This window comes from Comamonas faecalis (genome assembly GCF_039538025.1).
Lineage (GTDB): Bacteria > Pseudomonadota > Gammaproteobacteria > Burkholderiales > Burkholderiaceae_C > Comamonas_C > Comamonas_C faecalis.
Window position 1 is genome coordinate 14,581 of sequence record NZ_BAABBP010000021.1, and the last position, 18,714, is coordinate 33,294.

General features: G+C 69.3%; 14 protein-coding genes. 8 read left to right on the forward strand and 6 right to left on the reverse strand.

The features are described 5' to 3' along the window. Positions 1 to 47: 47 nt before the first annotated feature. The 3 genes from nirJ (at position 48) to ABD767_RS11735 (ending at position 3,713) form a co-directional block, all read left to right on the forward strand. The gene (nirJ, locus tag ABD767_RS11725; protein WP_103045874.1) at positions 48 to 1,271 is read left to right on the forward strand and encodes a heme d1 biosynthesis radical SAM protein NirJ; all 1,224 of its coding nucleotides are present in this window, start codon (positions 48 to 50) and stop codon (positions 1,269 to 1,271) included. Between the two features lie 41 nt (positions 1,272 to 1,312). Beyond that, positions 1,313 to 2,926 (forward strand): cytochrome D1 domain-containing protein, encoded by a 1,614-nt coding sequence (locus ABD767_RS11730; protein WP_103045873.1) that lies wholly within the window; start codon positions 1,313 to 1,315, stop codon positions 2,924 to 2,926. 76 nt (positions 2,927 to 3,002) lie between these two features. Then, a complete protein-coding gene (locus ABD767_RS11735; RefSeq protein WP_103045872.1) occupies positions 3,003 to 3,713 on the forward strand; it encodes a cyclic nucleotide-binding domain-containing protein in 711 nt (236 codons plus the stop codon). Positions 3,714 to 3,738: 25 nt separating this feature from the next. On the opposite strand, the gene ABD767_RS11740 is transcribed toward ABD767_RS11735, so the two are convergent. The 6 genes from ABD767_RS11740 to ABD767_RS11765 form a co-directional block, all read right to left on the reverse strand. Next, positions 3,739 to 4,344: a Maf family nucleotide pyrophosphatase gene (locus tag ABD767_RS11740; RefSeq protein ID WP_103045871.1), complete on the reverse strand. Its 606-nt coding sequence runs from the start codon at positions 4,342 to 4,344 to the stop codon at positions 3,739 to 3,741. Between the two features lie 29 nt (positions 4,345 to 4,373). Next, positions 4,374 to 4,841: a 23S rRNA (pseudouridine(1915)-N(3))-methyltransferase RlmH gene (gene rlmH, locus ABD767_RS11745; RefSeq protein ID WP_103045870.1), complete on the reverse strand. Its 468-nt coding sequence runs from the start codon at positions 4,839 to 4,841 to the stop codon at positions 4,374 to 4,376. Between the two features lie 21 nt (positions 4,842 to 4,862). Then, positions 4,863 to 5,618 (reverse strand): ribosome silencing factor, encoded by a 756-nt coding sequence (gene rsfS / locus ABD767_RS11750; protein ID WP_103045869.1) that lies wholly within the window; start codon positions 5,616 to 5,618, stop codon positions 4,863 to 4,865. 96 nt (positions 5,619 to 5,714) lie between these two features. Continuing rightward, positions 5,715 to 6,662 (reverse strand): oxygen-dependent coproporphyrinogen oxidase, encoded by a 948-nt coding sequence (gene hemF / locus ABD767_RS11755; RefSeq protein ID WP_103045868.1) that lies wholly within the window; start codon positions 6,660 to 6,662, stop codon positions 5,715 to 5,717. Positions 6,663 to 6,674: 12 nt separating this feature from the next. Then, positions 6,675 to 7,958: a phosphoribosylamine--glycine ligase gene (purD, locus tag ABD767_RS11760; protein WP_103045876.1), complete on the reverse strand. Its 1,284-nt coding sequence runs from the start codon at positions 7,956 to 7,958 to the stop codon at positions 6,675 to 6,677. Between the two features lie 111 nt (positions 7,959 to 8,069). Then, positions 8,070 to 8,789 (reverse strand): YebC/PmpR family DNA-binding transcriptional regulator, encoded by a 720-nt coding sequence (locus tag ABD767_RS11765; RefSeq protein ID WP_103045867.1) that lies wholly within the window; start codon positions 8,787 to 8,789, stop codon positions 8,070 to 8,072. A 64-nt stretch (positions 8,790 to 8,853) separates the two neighbouring features. On the opposite strand from ABD767_RS11765, the gene ABD767_RS11770 reads away from it, so the two are divergent. From ABD767_RS11770 to ABD767_RS11790, 5 genes are all read left to right on the forward strand, one after another. Beyond that, the gene (locus tag ABD767_RS11770; protein WP_103045866.1) at positions 8,854 to 10,374 is read left to right on the forward strand and encodes a helicase HerA-like domain-containing protein; all 1,521 of its coding nucleotides are present in this window, start codon (positions 8,854 to 8,856) and stop codon (positions 10,372 to 10,374) included. A gap of 54 nt (positions 10,375 to 10,428) precedes the next feature. Further along, positions 10,429 to 13,059, forward strand: a complete 2,631-nt coding sequence (gene mprF, locus ABD767_RS11775; RefSeq protein WP_103045865.1) for a bifunctional lysylphosphatidylglycerol flippase/synthetase MprF — start codon at positions 10,429 to 10,431, stop codon at positions 13,057 to 13,059. Positions 13,060 to 13,157: 98 nt separating this feature from the next. Beyond that, positions 13,158 to 13,787: a uracil phosphoribosyltransferase gene (gene upp / locus ABD767_RS11780; protein WP_103045864.1), complete on the forward strand. Its 630-nt coding sequence runs from the start codon at positions 13,158 to 13,160 to the stop codon at positions 13,785 to 13,787. Between the two features lie 54 nt (positions 13,788 to 13,841). After that, positions 13,842 to 16,133, forward strand: coding sequence for a TonB-dependent hemoglobin/transferrin/lactoferrin family receptor (locus ABD767_RS11785; protein ID WP_103045863.1), 2,292 nt, complete (start codon positions 13,842 to 13,844; stop codon positions 16,131 to 16,133). A 267-nt stretch (positions 16,134 to 16,400) separates the two neighbouring features. Further along, complete coding sequence (locus tag ABD767_RS11790; RefSeq protein WP_103044831.1) at positions 16,401 to 18,698, forward strand: EAL domain-containing protein; 2,298 nt, start codon at positions 16,401 to 16,403, stop codon at positions 18,696 to 18,698. The last annotated feature ends 16 nt before the right edge of the window (positions 18,699 to 18,714 follow it).

The following is an 18,714-nucleotide window of genomic DNA, read 5'->3' on the forward strand; positions in this document are numbered from 1 at the left end:
GCGCCGCCTGCCCTACGCCGGCTGCGCCCCTCACCGATCCGATTGCCATGTTCCGAATCAGCCAGTACATGCGCGAACTCGCGCAAGCCGAGCAAACCGGCCAATACCCCCAGGTGCGCGACCGCCAGGCGCGCGGCCCCGTCGTCATCTGGAACCTGATCCGCCGCTGCAACCTCACCTGCAAGCACTGCTACGCGCTGTCGGCCGACCACGACTACGAGGGCGAGCTCACCTTGCCCGAGGTCTATACCGTCATGGACGACCTCAAGGCCTTTGGCGTGCCGGCGCTCATTCTGTCCGGCGGCGAGCCGCTCCTGCGCCCGGACATCTTCGAAATCTCCGCCCGCGCGCGGGAAATGGGCTTCTACACCGGCCTGTCAAGCAACGGCACGCTGATCGACGCGCCGCTGGCCGAGCGCATCGCCGGCGCCGGCTTCGACTACGTCGGCATCAGCCTGGACGGCCTCAAGCCCACGCACGACAAATTCAGGCGTCTGGACGGCGCCTTCGACCGCAGCCTGGCCGCCATCCGCCACCTGGCGCGCCACGGCGTCAAGGTGGGGCTGCGCTTCACGATGACCGCGCTCAACGCCCACGACCTGCCCAATCTGCTGCAGCTGATGAAGGACGAAGGCGCCAACAAGTTCTACTTCTCGCACCTGAATTACGCCGGGCGCGGCAACATCCACCGCGACAAGGACGCGCACCACCAGAGCACGCGCGCGGCCATGGATCTGCTGTTCGAGCACGCCTGGCGCGACGCGCAGGCCGGCTGCATGGACGACTACGTGAGCGGCAACAACGACGCCGACGGCCCCTACCTGCTGCAGTGGGTGCGCCGCAACCTGCCGCAGTGGGAGAGCGCCCTGCACGAGCGCCTGGTGCGCTGGGGCGGCAACGCCAGCGGCCAGATGGTGGCCAACATCGACAACCTGGGCCATGTGCACCCCGACACCATGTGGTGGCACCACGACCTGGGCTGTGTGCGCGACCGCCCGTTCTCCGAGATCTGGAACGACACCAGCGACCCGTTGATGGCCGGCCTCAAGCAACACCCGCGCCCGGTGCAGGGGCGCTGCCGCGATTGCCAGTATCTGGCGATCTGCAACGGCAACACCCGCGTGCGCGCCCAGCAGCTGACGGGCAACCCCTGGTTCGAAGACCCGGGCTGCTACCTGAGCGACGAGGAAGTCGGCGCGCCCAGCACCCCGTTCACGCCCTCCAAGGGCAAGAGCCGGCGCACCATCAACGTCGCGCCCGCCACTGCCTGACCCTGCATTCCGCACGGCCCCCGCCGGCCGTCACGCACCCGATGAAGACCTTGAAGAACACCCTGCGCCGCGGCGCGCTGGCCCTTGCCGCCGCCTTGCTGCCCCTGGGCGCCGTCCACGCGCAGGCGCCGGTGCCCGATGCAGGCACGGCGCTCGCGCAAGCACCCCGGCTCTACCAGCAGCACTGCGCCAGTTGCCACGGCGAGCAGCGCACCGGCCTGATGGGCCCGGCGCTGCTGCCCGAGAGCCTGGCGCGCATCCGCGCGCCCGAGGTGCTGCGCGTGATCCGCGAAGGCCGTCAGGCCACGCAGATGGGCGGCTTTGCCGACCAGCTCAGCGACGCCGAAATGCAGACGCTGGCCGACTGGGTGCGCACGCCGGTCGTGCCCGCGCCGCGCTGGGAAGAAGCCGATATCCGCGCATCGCGCGAGAGCACGCCGCTGCCCGCCGGCGAACCCGCCACGCCGCTGTGGCAGGCCGACCCGATGAACCTGTTCGTCGTCGTCGAGGCGGGCGACCATCACGTCACGCTGCTCGACGGCGACACCTTCGAGCCGATCACGCGCTTCCAGAGCCGCTTTGCGCTGCACGGCGGCCCCAAGTTCACGCCCGACGGGCGCTACGTCTTCTTCGGCTCGCGCGACGGCTGGATCACCAAGTACGACCTGTACCGCCTGCGCGTCGTCGCCGAGGTGCGCGCCGGCCTGAACATGCGCAACGTCGCCGTCAGTGGCGACGGGCGCTGGGTGATCGCGGCCAACTACCTGCCGCACACGCTGGCGCTGTTCGACGCCGACCTCAACCTGGTCAAGACCTACGACGCGACGACGCTGGACGGCAAGGCCAGCTCGCGCGTGTCGGCCGTCTACGACGCAACGCCGCGCCACAGCTTCATCGTGGCGCTCAAGGACATCCCCGAGGTCTGGGAGATCTCCTACGACGAAAAGGCCGAGCCGATCTATGACGGCCTGGTGCACGACTACAAGATGGGCGAAGGCATTGCCAGGCCCGGCTACCTGAACGTGCGCCGCACGCCGCTGCAAGATCCGCTGGACGACTTTTTCTTCGACCAGCCCTACCGCCACGTGCTGGGCGCCACTCGCCCGGCCAAGGGCAGCCAGGCAGCCAGCGCCCAGGTGGTCAACCTGGACGCACGCGTCAAGGTGGCCGACCTGCCGATCGCCGGCATGCCCCACCTGGGCTCGGGCATCACGTTCGCCTGGAACGGCACCACCGTGCTCGCCAGCCCCAACCTGGGCGGCGGCGCCATCGACGTGATCGACATGAAGACCTGGAAGACGGTGCGCACCATTCCCACGCCCGGCCCCGGCTTCTTCATGCGCAGCCATGAAGACACGCCCTACGCCTGGACCGACTCGATGATGAGCCCCAGCGCGCGCGACACATTGACCGTCATCGACAAGCGCACCCTGGAGCCCGTGGCCCAGGTGCGCGAGCCGGGCAAGACGCTGGCGCACATCGAGTTCACCCGCGACGGCCGCTACGCGCTGGCCAGCGTATCGGAGGCGGACGGCGCGCTCATCGTCTACGACGCAGGCACCTTCAAGGAGGTCAAGCGCCTGCCGATGAACAAGCCCGTGGGCAAATACAACGTATGGAACAAGATCACGCGCAGCGAGGGGACGTCGCACTGAGACGGAGCGCGACAGCGCTGGCAGTTTGACATTTACCAAGGGGGACCACTGGGTTTTCCCTGTACAGTGCGCACCCATGGACGCCGCGCACTTCGACATCCCCCGCTACCTCAGCGCCCTGCCCCTGTTCCAGGAGATGACGCCGCAGGAAATGCAGCGCATCTCCACGGGCTGCCGGTTGCGCAAATACGGCCGCAGCGATCACGTGTTCCACGTCGGCACGCCGTGCGAGGAGTTCCACGTCGTCGTCACCGGCCGCATCAAGCTCTACGCCATCTCGCCGACCGGGCAGGAAAAAGTGATCGAGCTGATCGGCCCCGGCATGTCGTTTGCCGAGGCGCTGATGTTCACCGACCGCCCCTACATCGTGAACGCCCAGGCGCTGGCCGACTCGCTGCTGCTGAGCGTGTCCAAGGACGCGGTGGTGCGCGAGATCGAGAACGACCCGCGCTTTGCCATGCACATGCTCGCCGGCATCTCGCGGCGCCTGCACGGCCTGGTGCACGACGTACAGACCTACACGCTGCACAACGGCACGCAGCGCGTGATCGGCTACCTGCTCAACGCCTTGCCTGAGGAAACGCAAGGCCACCCGGCCAGCCCCAGCCAGGGCATGCGCAGCGTCTCGCTGCCGGTGAGCAAGGCGACGATCGCCTCGCGCCTGTCGATCACGCCCGAATACTTCTCGCGCGTGTTGCACGAGCTGGAGTCCGCCGGCCTGATCCGCATCGACAAGCGCGACATCCACATCCCCGACACCGCCAGGCTGGCCAGCCACACGCTCTGAGTGGCCGCCGGCCGGACTCAGGCCGTCACGGCTCCAGCACCCCCGCAGCGCGCAACAGCTGCGCCGTCTCGAACAAGGGCAAACCCATGATGGCGCTGTAGCTGCCGCTGATGTGCTGCACGAACTGCCCTGCCCGTCCCTGGATGCCGTAGGCGCCGGCCTTGCCCAGCGGCTCGCCGCTGGCGACGTAGGCGTCGATCTGCGCGTGCGACAGCACACCGAAGTGCACCTGCGAGACCGACAGCGCCGCGCTGCGCCGCGCCCCGTGCTGCAGCGCCACGGCGGTCAGCACCTGGTGCGCGCGCCCGGACAGTGCGGCCAGCACGCGCGCTGCGTCCTGCGCATCCTCGGGCTTGCCGAGGATGGCATCGTCCAACGCCACCGTGGTATCGGCACACAGAATGGGCGCGGGCGGCAGGCCGCGGCGCGCGTGGCGGGCAACGGCAGCGTCGAGCTTGAGCGCCGTGACGCGCTGCACATAGGCGGCCGGCGCCTCGCCGGGCAGCACGGCCTCCAGCGCCTCGGCGTCCTCGCCGGCCTCGGCCAGCAGCAGTTCATGGCGCACGCCGATCTGGTCGAGCAACTGGCGCCGGCGCGGGCTTTGCGAGGCGAGGTAGATGAAATCAGGCATGGCGTGCGGGCGATCCGGACGGTGATTTTTCACTCGCGGTGGTAGGGATGGCCGGCATTGACCGACCAGGCGCGGTACAGCTGCTCGATCAGCAGCACGCGCACCATGGCGTGCGGCAGCGTCAGGTCGGACAGGCGGATGCGCTCGTGCGCCGCTTGGCGAAACGCGGGCTCCAGGCCATCGGGCCCGCCAATGACCAGGGCCACGTCGTCGCCGCCCAACTGCCAGTCCTTCAGGCGCACGGCCAGCGCCTTGGTCGTCAGGCTGGTGCCGCGCTCGTCGAGCACGACCACGCGCGTGCCGCGGGGAATGGCCGCCTCGATGCGCGCGCGCTCGGCCGCGTACAGGGTGTCCAGGCTCTTGGAGCCGCGCGGCTCGGTCTTGACCGCCTTGAGCTCCACCTTCAGTTCGGGCGGGAAACGCTTGGCGTAGTCGTCGTACGCCGTTTGCGCCCAGTCGGGCACGCGCTGGCCGACGGCGACGATGAGCAGCTTCATCGGACAGCGTCAGCCGGCGCCCTATTTGCGCGCGGCAGATTTCTTGGCGGCGGGCTTGCCTGCAGCGGTGCGTACCGGCGCCTTCTTGGCCGCAGGTTTTGCAGCAGACTTGGCCCCTGCCTTCTTGGCGACCGGCTTGTTGACCACGACCTTCTTGATCGGTGCCTTGGTTGCTGGGGTCTTTGCTGCAGTCTTGGCGGCAGTCTTTGCCGCGGGCTTGGCCGTGCCGCGCTTGCCGGTGGCTGCCGTGGCCGCTGCCTTCTTTGCCGCAGCCGGGCGGGCCGGGCTCTTCTTTGTGGGGCTCTTTGCCGTGACCTTCTTCGCCGGCGCCTTTTTGGCGGGAGCCCTGGCCGGCGCGCTCGCGTCTTCGGACGCGGTGATCTTGCGCGGCTTGGCGCTGCCCAGCTTCAAGCGCACCGGCTTGTCGCCCCAGATCTCCTCCAGACGGTAGTACTGGCGGATGGCCGGCTGCATCACGTGCACCACGGCCTGGCCGCAGTCGACGATGATCCACTCGCCGTTTTCCTCGCCCTCGGTGCGCGGCTTGTCGAAGCCCGCGTCACGCACCGCGTCGCGCACGCTGGCGGCCAGCGCCTTGGTCTGGCGGTTGGAGCCGCCGGTGGCAACGATCACGCGCTCGAACAGCGGCGACAGGTGCTCGGTATTGAAAACCTGGATGTCTTGTGCCTTGACGTCCTCCAGGCCATCGACGATGGCGCGCTGGAGTTTGGTCACGTCGCGCTTGGCGGCGGCGTCCGATCGGGTCGTGGTGGTCATCGGCGATATGTAGTGCGAGTGGGAAAGAAGGAGCAAAAGGCCGGCAGTGGCTGCAGGCCTTTCATTATGGAGGAAGCATTGCGCCTGTCGTACGGGCTAGAGCCAGTCGCGGCGCGGCAGAAAGCGGCGGGTCAGCTCGGCCTCGGGCGAGCCGTCCTCCCATTGGCGCTGGTAGCTCCAGGCCGCCTGCGGCGGCATGGACAGCAAGATGGACTCGGTGCGCCCGCCCGACTGCAGGCCGAAGTGCGTGCCGCGGTCGATCACCAGGTTGAACTCGACATAGCGCCCGCGCCGGTACAGCTGGAAGTCGCGCTCGCGCTCGCCCCAGGCCATGTCTTGGCGCCGCTCGACGATGGGCAGGTAGGCGCCAAGAAAGGCGTCGCCCACGCTTTGCGTCATCGCCAGGCTGCGCTCCAGGCCAAGCTCGGAAAAATCGTCGAAGAAGATGCCGCCGATGCCGCGCTGCTCGTCGCGGTGCTTCAGGTAGAAATACTCGTCGCACCACTGCTTGAAGCGCGGGTACAGATCCTGGCCAAACGGCGCCAGCGCATCGCGGCAGCTTTTGTGGAAGTGCACCGCGTCCTCTTCGAACGCGTAATACGGCGTCAGATCCATGCCGCCGCCAAACCAGCACACCGCCTCCTGCCCCGGGTGGCCTGCGGCCAGCATGCGCACGTTCATGTGAACCGTTGGCACGTAGGGGTTGCGCGGGTGGAACACCAGTGACACGCCCATGGCCTCGAACGGCGCGCCCGCCAGTTGCGGGCGGTGCTGCGTGGCCGACGCCGGAAGGCGTGCGCCGCGCACGTGCGAGAAGCCGCAGCCGGCGCGCTCGAACACGCGCCCACCTTCGATGATGCGGGTGATGCCGTCGCCCTGCAGCGGCTCGCCCGGCTCCTTGCGCCAGGCGTCGACCAGCGCGCGGGCGCCGCCCTCGCCTTCGGCGGTTTCCAGCGCAGCCATGATGCGCGCCTGCAGCTCTTCAAGATAGGAGCGCACCTGGGCGGTGGTGGCGCTGCTGTGAAACGGGGGAGTGCTCGTCATCGATCGCCGCCTTCAGCCGTTCTTGATGGCGCGATGGCCAATGTCGCTGCGCCACTGCGCACCGTCGAAATGGATGGCGCGCACCACGTCGTAGGCACGCTGCTGCGCCTGGCGCACGTTGTCGGCCAGCGCTGTCACGCACAGCACGCGCCCGCCGCTGGCCTGAAGCTGCCCGCCCACGAGCTGCGTGCCGGCGTGGAACACCATGGCGTCGTCCGCCTCGGGCGCAATGCCGGTGATCGCGTCGCCCTTGCGCGGCGCTTCGGGGTAGCCGGCCGCGGCCATCACCACGCCCAGCGCGGTGCGCCGGTCCCACTGCAGCTCGACCTGGTCAAGCCTGCCGTCCACGGCCGCCAGCAGCACCTCGACGAGGTCGCTCTTCAAGCGCATCAGGATGGGCTGGGTCTCGGGGTCGCCCATGCGGCAGTTGAACTCCAGCGTCTTCAAATGGCCTTGGGCGTCGATCATCAGGCCGGCGTACAGAAAGCCGGTGTACGGAATGCCGTCTTTTTCCATGCCACGGATGGTCGGCAAAATGATCTCGCGCATCGCGCGCGCATGCACATCGGCCGTCACCACCGGCGCCGGCGAATACGCTCCCATGCCGCCGGTGTTGGGGCCGGCGTCGCCGTCCTTGAGCCGCTTGTGATCCTGGCTGGTGGCCAGCGCGCAGACGTTCTTGCCGTCGCACAGCACGATGAAGCTGGCTTCCTCGCCTTCGAGGAATTCCTCGATGACCACGCGCGCGCCGCCTTCGTTGTGCGCCACGCCGTATTTGTTGTCCACCAGCATGAAGTCGACCGCGTCGTGGGCTTCCTTGGCAGTAGCGGCCACGACCACGCCCTTGCCCGCGGCCAGTCCGTCGGCCTTGACGACGATGGGCGCGCCCAGGCGGTCGACGTAGGCGTGCGCGGCCTGCGCGTCGGTGAAGCTCTGGTAGGCGGCCGTCGGAATGCCGTGGCGCTGCATGAAGTCCTTGGAGAAGGCCTTGGAGCTCTCCAGTTGCGCGGCCGCCTGGGTGGGGCCGAAGATCTTCAGCCCGTGGGCGCGGAACTCGTCGACCACGCCTGCGGCCAGCGGCGCCTCGGGACCGACGACGGTCAGTGCAATCTTTTCCTGCTGCGCCCAGGCGCGCAGCTGCTGCACGTCGGTGATGGGCAGGTTCTCCAGGCGCGGCGACAGCGCCGTGCCGCCGTTGCCCGGCGCCACGTAGACCTTGGTCGCGCGCGGCGACTGGGCCAGCCGCCAGGCCAGTGCGTGTTCACGGCCGCCGCCTCCGATCACCAGAATTTTCATCGCGGGCTCCATGCGCCGTCGTCAAAAGAACAAGGCCCCCATGCGGGGGCAGTCAAAAAAGGCCGCGCCATGCGCGGCAGTGCCTGCTGCATTTAGAACGTGTTCAAGGTCTTACAGCGCGGCGTTGTGGTAGACCGCCTGCACGTCGTCCAGGTCTTCGATCACGTCCAGCAGTTTTTGCATGCGCTCTGCGTCCTCGCCTTCAAGCTCGATCGTGTTGTCGGCGCGCATCGTCACCTCGGCCAGCTCCGGCGCCAGGCCCGCGGCGGCCAGCGCATCGCGCACTACTTCGAAGTCTCCGGGCGCGGTCAGCACCTCGATGGCGCCCTCGTCGTCGGCGACCACGTCCTCGGCACCCGCCTCCAGCGCCACCTCCATCACCTGCTCCTCGCTGGTGCCGGGGGCAAAGACGAGCTGGCCGCAGTGCTTGAACTGAAAGGCCACCGAACCCTCGGTGCCCATGTTGCCGCCGTATTTGCTGAAGGCGTGGCGCACCTCGGCCACGGTGCGCACGCGGTTGTCGGTCATGGTGTCGACGATGATGGCCGCGCCGCCAATGCCGTAGCCCTCGTAGCGGATTTCCTCGTACACCAGGCCGTCCACGTTGCCGCAGGCCTTGTCGATGTTGTATTTGATGCGGTCGGCCGGCATGTTGGCCGCCTTGGCCTTGTCCACCGCCAGGCGCAGGCGCGGGTTGGCGTTCAGGTCGCCGCCGCCCTGGCGCGCGGCCACCGAGATTTCACGGATGATGCGGGTCCAGATCTTGCCGCGCTTCTCGTCCTGGCGCCCCTTGCGGTGCTGGATGTTGGCCCATTTGCTGTGTCCTGCCACTGCAGCGTCCTTTATTCATGGAATGATCTAACCTCCGGATTCTACTTTTGACACACCCTCTGCCATGGCCGATCCCCTACTGATTGCACGCAATGCCGCCACTACCTGCCAGCTGCTGCCCCAGCTGGCCAACCGCCACGGTCTGATCACCGGCGCCACCGGCACCGGCAAGACGGTGACGCTGCAAACGCTTGCCGAGCAGTTCTCGCGTATCGGCGTGCCGGTCTTCATGGCCGACGTCAAGGGCGACCTGTCGGGCATCAGCCAGGCCGGGCGCATCGATGGCAAGCTGGCCCAGGTGCTGGCCGAGCGCGGCATAGAGCCGCCCGCGCCGCTGGCCTGCCCCACCACGCTGTGGGACGTGTTCGGCCAGCAGGGTCACCCGGTGCGCGCCACCATCAGCGACATGGGGCCGCTCTTGCTGGCGCGCATGCTGGGGCTGAACGACACGCAGGCCGGCGTGCTCAACTTGGTGTTCAAGATTGCCGACGACAACGGCCTGCTGCTGCTGGACATGAAGGACTTGCGCTCCATGCTGCAGCACGTGGGCGACAACGCCAAGCAGTTCACCACCGGCTACGGCAACATCTCGGCGGCCAGCGTCGGCGCCATCCAGCGCGGGCTGCTGCAGATCGAGCAACAGGGAGGCGACCAGTTCTTCGGCGAGCCCATGCTCGACATCGAGGACTTCATGCAGACCGTGGACGGCCGGGGCGTCGTCAACATCCTGGCGGCCGACAAGCTGATGAACGCGCCGCGCCTGTACGCCAGCTTTCTGCTGTGGATGCTGTCCGAGCTGTTCGAGCGCCTGCCCGAGATCGGCGACCCGGAGGTTCCGAAGCTGGTGTTTTTCTTCGACGAGGCCCACCTGCTGTTCGCCGACGCGCCCAAGGTGCTCGTCGAGCGCATCGAGCTGGTCGTGCGTCTGGTGCGCTCCAAGGGCGTGGGCGTGTACTTCGTCACGCAAAACCCCATGGACATCCCCGACAGCGTGCTGGCCCAGCTGGGCAACCGCGTGCAGCACGCGCTGCGCGCCTTCACCCCGCGCGACCAGAAGGCGGTCAAGGCCACGGCCACCACGATGCGCCCCAACCCGGGGCTGGACATCGAGGCCGCCATCACCGAACTCGCCGTCGGCGAGGCGCTGGTCAGCCTGCTGGACGCCAAGGGCCGGCCGCAGCCGACCGAGCGCGCCTACGTCGTCCCGCCGGGCAGCCAGATCGGCCCGATCACCGACGCCCAGCGCCGCGCGCTGATGGCGCAGTCGCTGGTCGCCGGCGTCTACGACCAGGCGGTGGATCGCGAGTCGGCATATGAGGTACTGCTGCAGCGCAACGCAGCGCCCGCCAGTGCTGCGCCAGGCACCGCAGCGGGCACGCCGGCCCAAGACCCTGCAGCCGGCGGCGGCCTGCTGGGCGACATGGGCACTGCGGTCAAGGAGGCGCTGTTTGGCCGCACCGGCCCGCGCGGCGGCCAGTACGACGGGCTGGTGCAAAGCGTCGTCAAGGGCGAGGCGCGGCGCCTGGGCCGCGAGCTGCTGCGCGGCGCGCTGGGCAGCCTGATGGGCGGCAGCAAGCGCCGCTGAGCGCGTCGCGCGACCCACGCACCCGGCATACCGCGGCGCCTCGTCTTCGTTGCCATGCCCGGCGAGCAAACCACCCCACGCACGCCCGGCCCGCTGCCCGCCAACGGCCCGGGTGCGCAGTCCCACCGCATCGCGCGCCTGCTCGAACCCCATGTACTGGGGCCGATCGTCGGCGCCGTGGCGAGCGTGCTGGCGCTGCTGGCCGTCCACACGATCGGCGCACGCATCCATTTGCGCGACATCCGCGCCGATCTGCTGGCCATGCCGGCAGCATCCATCGTCGAGGCGCTGCTGCTCACGGCCGCCGGCTTTGTGGCGCTCTCCCTGTACGACGTACTGGCCGTGCGCCGCGTGGCGCCGGGCAGGGTGTCGCTGCGCCTGGCGGCGTTTGCCGGCGCCGTCGGCTACAGCTTCTCCAACGCGCTGGGGTTTCACGTCTTCGTCGGCGGACCGATCCGCTACCGCATCTACCAAAGCGCCGGGCTGGACGCGGCCGACGTGGCGCGCATCGTCAGCATCTCGGTGCTCACCTTCGCCGGCGGCCTGGCCACGGTGCTGGGCGCGGCGCTGCTGCTCGACCCACTGGGCGTACCGGCGCTGCACTTGGCTGGCGGGCGGCTGGACCGGGCCGCCGGCGCGGCCCTGCTGGCACTTGTGGCCGCAGCCCTGCTGTGGCTGGCGCGCGGCCACACGCAGGCGCGCGTGCTGGGCTGGACGCTGCTGCTGCCCAGCGCCCCCAGCGCGCTGCTGCAAATCCTGGTCGGCGCCATCGACGTGGGCGCCGCGGCCGCCGTCCTGTACGTGCTGCTGCCCGCGGACGTGGCGCCCGGCTACGCCGCGTTCTTGCTGATCTTCGTGGCGGCGGTCGTCGCCGGCGCCGCCAGTCATGCGCCCGGGGGGCTGGGCGTGCTGGAGGCGACCGTGCTGCTCGGCCTGGGCGCGGGCACCCGCGCCGACGTGCTGGCCGCGCTGCTGGCGTTTCGCGCCATCTACTACCTGCTGCCGCTCATGCTGGGAGCGGCCGCCCTGCTCGGCTTCGAAGCGCTGCAGGCTCGCGCCCGCTTTGCCACGGCCGCGGCGCGCGCCGCCGCGCTGGTGCGCGCCGTGGTGCCGCCGCTGGCCGCGGCGCTGGCGCTGCTGGCTGGGCTGGTGCTGCTGCTGTCCAGCGCCACGCCCACGCTGCACGAGCGCACGCAGCAGCTGCGCCAATGGCTGGCGCTGCCGCTGGTCGAGGCCTCGCACCTGCTGGCCAGCCTTGCCGGCCTGGCGCTGGTGGTGCTGGCGCGCGGCCTGTGGCGGCGCATGGCGCTGGCGCGCAGCGTGGCCGTCGGACTGATGCTGGCCGGCGCGCTGCTCTCGCTGGTGCGCGCGCTGGACTGGGAGGACGCGCTGGTGCTGGCCCTGTGCGCCGCGATCCTGCACGCCAACCGCGGCGCGTTCTACCGCCGCGGCAGCTGGCGCGCGTTCCGCCCCACGCCGGCCGCGGCGGCACTGCTGGCCATCGTGCTGGCGGGCATGGCGGTCGTGGGGCTGTTCGCCTACCGGGGCGTGCCCTACCGCGACGCGCTGTGGTGGGAGTTCGCCTGGCACGGAAACGCGCCGCGCTTTCTGCGCTCCTTGCTGCTGCTGGCCGTCGTGGCGGCGGCGCTTGCGCTGGACGCGCTGCTCAACCGGCCGGCGCCGCCTGCCGCCGCCGGCCAGGGCATTCCGGACGCGGTGCGCCGCATTCTGGCGGGCGCCGGCGACACCCAGCCCAGCGTCGCGCTGCTGGGCGACAAGCGTTTCCTGGTGTCACGCGACGAACAGGCGTTTCTGATGTACGCGCTGCAGGGGCACAGCTGGATCACCATGGGCGACCCGGTGGGCCAGGAAGAAGCCGGGCGCCGGCTGATCTGGCGTTTCGCCGAGCAGGCCGACCGCGCCGGCGCGCGCGCCGTCTTCTACGCGGTGCATCCGGCCTGGCTGCCCACCTACCTGGATCTGGGGCTGGCGCTGCTCAAGATCGGCGAAGTGGCGCGCGTGCCGCTGGCCGGCTTTTCGCTGCAGGGCAAGGCGCGCCAGCCGCTGCGCTACGCACATGGCCGTGCGGCGCGCGAGGGGCTGGAATTCGCGGTCATCCCGAAAGCCGATGTGCCAGCCCTGATGGACGAGCTGCGCGCGGTCTCCGACGCTTGGATGCAGGGCAAGGCCGGGCACGAGAAAGGCTTTTCACTGGGCCGCTTCGAGCCGGCCTACCTGTGCGAATTCGACTGCGCCGTGATGCGCAGCGGCGGCGCGGTCGTCGCCTTCGCCAACCTGTGGCGCAGCGGCGCGCGCGAGGAGCTGTCCATCGACCTGATGCGCTACCGCCCGGGAACGCCTGCGGTGCTGATGGACGCGCTGTTCACCCACCTGCTGCTGTACGGCCGGGCCCAGGGCTACGCCTGGTTCAATCTGGGCGCGGCGCCGCTGGCGGGGCTGGCCGACCATCCGCTGGCGTCCAGCTGGAATCGGATCGGCACCTTCATCTACCGCCGCGGCGACGAGTTCTACAACTTCGAGGGCCTGCGCGCGTTCAAGCAGAAGTTCGACCCGGTGTGGACGCCGCAGTACCTGGCCTGCCGCGGCGGGCTGGTGCTGCCGCAGGTGCTGCTCGACGTGACCTGCCTGATTGCCGGCGGGCCGCTGGCGGCGCTGCGCAAATAGCGCCGCCGCATGCCCCTGCCACCCTGCGGCGCGCCGGACGCGGGCGGCGCCGCCGCGGATAATCACCGGGTTTGCCTACACCCCTGGACAAGAGGACCATGCACAACGTTCACGTCATCACCCACCCCCTGGTGCAGCACAAGCTCACGCTGATGCGCAGAAAAGACGCCAGCACCAACAGCTTTCGCCGCCTGCTGGGCGAGCTCTCGACGCTGATGGCCTACGAGGTCACGCGCGACATGCCGCTGCAGGACATCGAGATCGAGACGCCGCTGGAGACCATGACCGCCAAGGTCATCGACGGCAAGAAGCTGGTGCTGGTGTCCATCCTGCGCGCGGGCAACGGTTTTCTGGACGGCATGCTCAACGTGGTGCCCGGCGCGCGCGTGGGCCACATCGGCCTGTACCGCGACCCGCAGACGCTGCAGCCGGTGGAGTACTACTTCAAGATGCCCTCGGGCATGCACGAGCGCGACGTGATCGTCGTCGACCCGATGCTGGCCACCGGCAACTCGGCCGCCGCCGCGGTGCAGCGCATCCGCGACATGCGCCCGCGCTCGCTCAAGTTCGTCTGCCTGCTGGCCGCGCCCGAGGGCATTGCCACGATGCAGCAGGCCCACCCCGAGGTGCCGATCTACACCGCGGCGATCGACCGCGAGCTGGACGCGCACGGCTACATCCTGCCCGGCCTGGGCGATGCGGGCGACCGCATCTTCGGCACCAAATAACCCCGCCTTCCACCGCCGCCCCGGACATTGCGCTTTTCGCCCCCGTTGCACGACATGCCCCTGCTCCCCACCCGCACCGCACTGAGCCTGGCCGTCGCCCTGGCCTGCCAGACGCTGGCCCAGGCCCAGACCGCCGCACCCGCACCCTCCGCCACGCCAGCGGCGCATGCCGCGCTGCCGATGATGGTGGTCAGCGGCGCGCGCCAGGAGCAGGCGGTCGACGACCTGCCGATGTCGGCCGACATCATCAGCGAGCAGGCGCTGCGCGAGCAGCAAAGCCGCACGCTGCGCCAGGCGCTGCAGGACCTGCCCAACGTCGACGTGCGCAGCAGCCCGGCGCGGCTGGCCGTCAGCGCCGCCAGCAGCGCCTTTGCGCGCGACGGCAACATGGGCGTGAACATCCGCGGCCTGGGCGGCAACCGCGTCTTGATGACCGTCGACGGCATCCGCATGCCGCGCAGCTACGTGTCGCGCTCGGCCATGTTCGACCGCGAATACCTGTCGCTGGAGCTGTTCAAGCGCATCGAGATCATCCGCGGCCCGGCATCGGCGCTGTACGGCGGCGACGGCATGGCCGGCGTGCTCAACTTTGTCACGCACGACCCGCAGGACTTTCTGCAGACCTCGCCGGACGCAGCGCCCAAGGCCATCGGCGGGCGCGTCGCGCTGGGCTGGAGCGAGGAAGACCACGGCTGGACGGAAACCGGCACCGTGGCCGGCCGGGCCAGCGAGCAGCTGCAATGGATGCTGACGGCCTCCGCACGCCAGGCCCGCGAGATGCAGACCATGGGCACCAACCACGCCCAGGACAGCAGCCGCACTGCCGCCGACCCGCTGGACGCGCGCGACCGCGCGCTGCTGGGCAAGCTGGTGTTCAAGCCCGATGCGATGCAGCGCCACACCCTGACGCTGGAGCATTCGGACAAGCGCCAGGACGTCGATCAGCTCTCCAGCCGCGGATTGACAGCAAGCACGGGCAAAAAAATTCTCGACGAGTACAGCAGCAGCAAGATCGAGCGCGACCGCCTGGCCTGGGACGGACGCTTCGGCCTGCGGACCGACTGGGCCGACCACATGCGCGCGGTCGTGTCCTATCAGCAGGCGTCGTCGCGGCGCATCGGCCACAGCTTTTACGAGAACACCAAAACGCCGACCTCCCCGCCCATCACCCACAGCATCCGCGACAACCGCTACAAGGAACGCACCTGGCAGATCGACCTGCAGGCCGACAAGGTGCTGCGCGGCGACGGCTGGTCACACCGCCTGGTCTACGGGCTGGATCACGTGCGCAACGACATCAGCAACCTCTATGACGGCCAGGCGCCGCTGGCGCCCGAGGTCTTTCCGCTCAAGCGCTTCCCGGACACGCGCGAGACCAGCACCGCCGCCTACCTGCAGGCCGAGAGCGACCTGGGCAACTGGACGCTCACGCCCGGCCTGCGCCTGGAGCACTACTCCATCCACGTCAAGAACCAGAACCTGTACTACCCGCCCGCTCCCGAGCCGGCGCGCAGCAAGTCGGGCTCGGCAGTGCTGCCCAAGCTTGGCGTGCTGTACCGCGCCACCGACACATGGAGCGTGTTTGGCCAGTACGCCACCGGCTTTCGCGCACCCGAGGCAGGCCAGGTCAATGACCGTTTTCGAGCCACTGTGGGCGCGACCGACAACTACATCATTGCCAACCCCGACCTGAAGCCCGAGCGCAGCCGCGGCGTCGAGCTGGGCCTGCGCGGCCGCATGCAGCAGTTGAGCGTCGACGCGGTGGTCTTTGCCAACCGCTACTCCAACCTGATCGAAGATGCGCGGCTGATCCAGTCCACGCCCACCAAACAGGTGTTCCAGACCGTCAACGTCGAGCGCGCCCGCATCCACGGCTTCGAGTTCAAGGGCATCTACGACTGGGGCAGCGTCGCGGACGGCCGCCTGCGCACCTCGTTCTCCTACGGCCAGACCCGCGGCAGGGACAGGAGCAGCGGCGCGCCGCTGAACTCGGTCTCGCCCGCGCAGCTGTCGCTGGGCCTGCGCTACGACCGCCCGCAGTGGGGCGTGTACGCCGACGCGCGCCACTACTGGGCCAAGAAGGACAAGGACATCGACCTGGTCTCGATCGGCAACAGCAAGAAAGGCACGACCCAGTTCGCCACGCCCGCGGCCACCACGCTCGACCTGGGCGCGCAATGGCGTTTCCAGAAGAACATGCGGCTGAACGTGGCGCTCAACAACGTCACCGACCGCAAATACTGGCGCTGGCAGGACGTGTACGGCGTGGCCGCCGGCAGCACGGCGCTGGACGCCTACACCCAGCCCGGACGCAACCTGAAGCTGTCGCTGGTCGCCGATTTCTAGGAGTCTGTCGGACTTGGAGCGCCAAAAGCGAGAAGCTGCCCCAGCGAGCACAGTTTTTGCCGAATTTGCAGCCCAATAGCCGAGCTATTGGGCAAAAAGACGGTGGAAAATGGGTCGCTGCGGTCGATTCGCAGCAGGCGATTTCCAAGTCCGACAGGCTCCTAGCAACGCTGGCGACGGCGGTGCAAGGCGCCCGCCGCCCCTGCACACGCCCCGCCAAACGTCAACAATGCTGCACCGCGTCGCTGTGGTTATCGACAAGCGCGCATGCATCCAGATAATGCCGGGATGGAGACCGCCTCGTCGCTTCCTGACGATCTCGACCCCGAATCCCCCCGCGCATCCCTGACCGAGCCGCCCAAGGGCCTATCCCTCGCGCAGCTGCGAGCACAGCTGCGCGAGGCGCATGCGCGGCTGCACCAGGTACAGGTTCAGCTGCAGGCCCGCCAGGAGCAGCTGGACGCCAAGGAGCAGGCCCTGCAGGCGCTGGCGCGCGAGTCGACCGCACAGGCGCGCCAGCACCGCTGCGCCGAACAGGTCGCGCGCCTGGCGCAGCTGGGCCACTGGCAATGGGACGCCGGCAGCGACACCCTGGCCTGGAGCGACGAGACCTACCAGTGCTTTGGCTACGCGAGCGGCCAGATCCAGCCGACGCTGGCGCTGTTTCTCGATCACGTGCTCGAGCGCGACCGCCAGCGCGTGAGCGACCTTCTGCAGCAAGTGCTGCGCCAGGCCGACCCGCAGCGCCCGCGCAGCGTCGAATTCGGCTTTCGGCGCGCCGACGGCGCCTGGCGCGTCGGCCGCCTGCTGGGCGAGGCGCGGCGCGACGCCGAGGGCCACGCGCTGAGCATCTCGGGCGCCTTGCAGGACATCACGGAGCTGCGCCATACCGAGCAGCTGTTTCACGCCGCCTTCAACGCCAGTCCCATGGGCACCATCGTCTCGCGCCTGGGCGACGGCGTGTTCCTGGACGTCAACGACCGGTTCGCCGCCTCGTTCGGCTGGAGCGCCGCGCAGGCCCGGGGCCGCAGCGGGCTGGATCTGAACCTGTGGGTCGACACGGTGGTGCGCGACCTGTGGCGCGAGCAGCTGCGCCAGCACAGCATGCTGCCCAACTTCGAGACCCAGTGGCGCCACCGCAGCGGCGAGGTGCGCCAGGTCAGCCTGTCGGCGCAGCGCATCGACGTGGACAGCGAGCCGCTGGTGCTGACCTTCGTCAACGACATCACCGCGCACAAGCAGGCACAGGCGCGCGTCGATTTCCTGGCGCACCACGACCCGCTGACCGGGCTGCCCAACCGCGTGCTGTTTCGCGACCGCTTCGAGCTGAGCGCCGCGTGGGCGCGCCAGCTGGGCCACAAGATGGCGCTGCTGAACCTGGATCTGGATCACTTCAAGACCATCAACGACACGCTGGGCCACCCCGCCGGCGACCAGGTGCTGCAGCAGGTGGCTCAGCGCCTGCAGCAGGTGGCGGGCAGCACCAGCACCATCAGCCGCCAGGGCGGCGACGAATTCTTGATCGCGCTGGGCAGCATCCAGGACGAGCAGCGCATCTCGCACATCGCCGCCCAGGTGATCGCTGCCATGACCGCTCCGCTGCACACCGGCGGACAGGAGCTGGAGATCAGCCTGTCGATGGGCATTGCCGTGTGGCCCGACGACGGCGAGGACTTCGACACGCTGCTGCAGTGCGCCGACACCGCGCTCTACCAGGCCAAGGCCGCAGGGCGCGACACCTGGCGCTTCTACACGCCGGCGATGAACGAGCAGGCGCTCGAGCAGTTGCAACTGCGCACGCTGCTGCGCCGCGCGCTGGAGCAGCGCCAGTTCGTGCTGTACTACCAGCCCCAGATCGACCTGGCCAGCGGCGCGCTGGTGGGTGTGGAGGCGCTGGTGCGGCTGCAGCGCGAGGACGGGGCCATCATGGCGCCGGGGCAGTTCATCGCCGCGGCCGAGGACAGCGGTCTGATCGTGCCGCTGGGCGAATGGGTGCTGCGCGAGGCCTGCGCCCAGGCCATGCGCTGGCAGCAGCAGGGCCTGCCCGCGCTGACCGTGGCGGTCAACCTGTCGGCGGTGCAGTTTCGCCGCGGCGACCTGCTGCACAGCGTGACGCAGGCGCTGACCGACGCGGGGCTGGCGCCGCAGCGCCTGGAGCTGGAGCTGACCGAATCCATCCTGATCGACGACGCCGAGCAGATGATCGACCAGCTGCGCCGCCTGAAGGCGCTGGGCGTGTGCCTGTCAATCGACGACTTCGGCACCGGCTACTCCAGCCTGGCCTACCTCAAGCGCCTGGCGGTGGACAAGCTCAAGATCGACCAGTCGTTCGTGCGCGACATTGCCGGCGACCCGGACGACGCGGCCATCGTGCGCGCCATCATCAGCATGGCGCGCAGCTTGAAGCTGCAAGTCATTGCCGAAGGCGTGGAGACCGCCGACGCCGCCACGCTCTTGCGCATGCACCAGTGCCATGAGGCCCAGGGCTGGCATTTCGCCCGGCCCATGCCTGCGCAGGATCTGCCGGGCTGGCTGGAGCAGTACCAGGGCCGGCGCGGCGCCTGACACCGGGCGCGCAGCG